Annotated in this window: 1 protein-coding gene; it reads right to left on the bottom strand. The window is 58.9% G+C overall.

The features are described 5' to 3' along the window. Positions 1-582: DUF2254 family protein (locus ACXJKJ_RS31425; RefSeq protein WP_457395577.1), on the bottom strand; the 582-nt coding region annotated here is incomplete at both ends.

The raw sequence follows: 582 nt of genomic DNA, 5'->3' as shown, positions 1-582 counted from the left end.
AAGCTTTTCTTGATCCCGGGAGAATTTCAGCGTTTGCACTGCGCGCTCCAAAGACGCGTCGGCGTGGCGTCGAGCGGCTTCGCGAGTGGCGGGTGAGCAGCCGGCGCAGAGGGCGGCGAACGCTTTTTGCAGCCTGATGTTGACTTCAAGAGACCCTGCTGCATCGGTCGATATGGGCGCAAACACATCTTCGAACAGGTCGTCCACATCCAGTTGAGCGATGTGGACGTGGGAATACCGCACTTTGTCAGGCTCACCTGCGCAGGCCAAGGCATCCCATCTGAGCAGAAGTCGCACACAGGTACCGATGACCGTGATGCACGTGCCAGGATCATTGACGGCAGGAGACATGGATCGCACGCCGATCTCGGCGAGGACGACCAGGCCGTAACGCGGATCGTTCTCCATCCTGCGAGAACCGCCGATGGTGAGCGCTTCAATCATCTGTGTTCTTTGATCGTCGTTGAGAAGGCCCCCAACGCTCAGAAGTGCGCGATTGGGAGTCGCAAAGGTGCCTGGCTGACAGGTCAAATAGACCGTCAGCTGGTGTTCCTCCGCGATGGCATTGAGCCGCTGCACATC

It is taken from the genome of Roseateles sp. P5_E1 (genome assembly GCF_054049335.1).
Note: the sequence above shows the minus strand (reverse complement) of the source record. Positions and strands in the feature narration are given on the sequence as shown.